We start from the raw sequence: 1,247 nt of genomic DNA on the forward strand, positions 1-1,247 counted from the left end.
GCCAACGGGCGCCACACCACCTCATGCAACCCACCACCCACACCCGACCCCACCAACTGCTCCACCGACACCGGACGCGAGACCAACGCGCCTACCGTGAGCACAGGCTGACCGGCTCCGTCGGCCACCAGGACCGAGACGCTGTCCTGTCCTGCCGGTGCAATCCGGACCCGGAGGGCCGACGCCCCTGCCGCGTGGAGAGCGACGTCGGTCCAGGCGAAGGGCAGCACGGTCGATTCGTCGGTCCGTGAACCGTCATCGATGAGCGCCACATGCATGGCCGCGTCGAGCAGAGCCGGGTGCAGACCGAAGCGCTGGGCGTCGTCCTGCTCCGATTCCGGGAGTGCGATCTCCGCGTACAGCTCCTCCCCAGATGTCCAGGCAGCCTTGAGCCCCTGGAACACCGGCCCGTAGCCGTAGCCACGCTCGGCAAGGAGCTCGTAGGCTCCCTCGACGTCGATCGCCTCCGCGCCCTTCGGCGGCCACGCGGTCAGGTCCGCCGCGGGCACTCTGCCGCCCGTGGCAAGGATGCCTTCGGCATGACGCGTCCACGGGGCGTGATCAGCGCCGTCGCCCCGTGAATACACGCTGACCGTACGACGCCCCGCCGGATCGGCCGCGCCGACCGCTACCTGAATCGCGACTCCGCCCTGTTCGGGGAGGACGAGCGGTGCCTGCAACGTCAGCTCTTCCAGCAGGTCGCAACCGACCTCGTCGCCTGCCCTGATGGCCAGTTCCACGAAGGCCGTGCCGGGAAGGAGCACGCTGCCCAGCACGCCGTGGTCGGCAATCCATGCCTGATCGCCCAGAGACAGCCGTCCGGTGAGCACGATCTCGTCAGCCTGCGCCAGAGTGACGATCGCCCCGAGCAGCGGGTGGCGGGTGGCTCCCAGGCCGAGCGAGCCGGGGTCGTTGCCGCCGGCCTCCGCCTGCATCCAGTACCGCTCGCGCTGGAAGGCGTACGTCGGCAGGTCGACGCGGCGGGCACCCGTCCCCTCGAAGAGCCGGGCCCAGTCCACCGCCACACCACTCACATGCAACCGCCCCAACGCGGCAACCGTCGAGGCCACCTCGGGCCGGCCCTTACGCACCAGCGGAACGAAGACCGCTGCCTCCTCCTCCACCGACTGCTGCGCCATCCCGCACAGCACACCCTCCGGACCCACCTCGACGAACGACGTCACACCCCGCGACACCACGAACGACACCGCGTCCGCGAAACGCACCGCCTCCCGCACATGCCGCAC

The 1,247-nt window shown here is 70.2% G+C and carries 1 protein-coding gene; it reads right to left on the bottom strand.

The features are described 5' to 3' along the window. On the bottom strand, window positions 1-1,247 hold a 1,247-nt coding region (locus FKN01_RS32180; protein WP_185993084.1), incomplete at both ends, for a polyketide synthase dehydratase domain-containing protein.

It is taken from the genome of Streptomyces sp. 130 (genome assembly GCF_007096885.1).
In the GTDB taxonomy this organism is placed as follows: Bacteria; Actinomycetota; Actinomycetes; order Streptomycetales; family Streptomycetaceae; genus Streptomyces.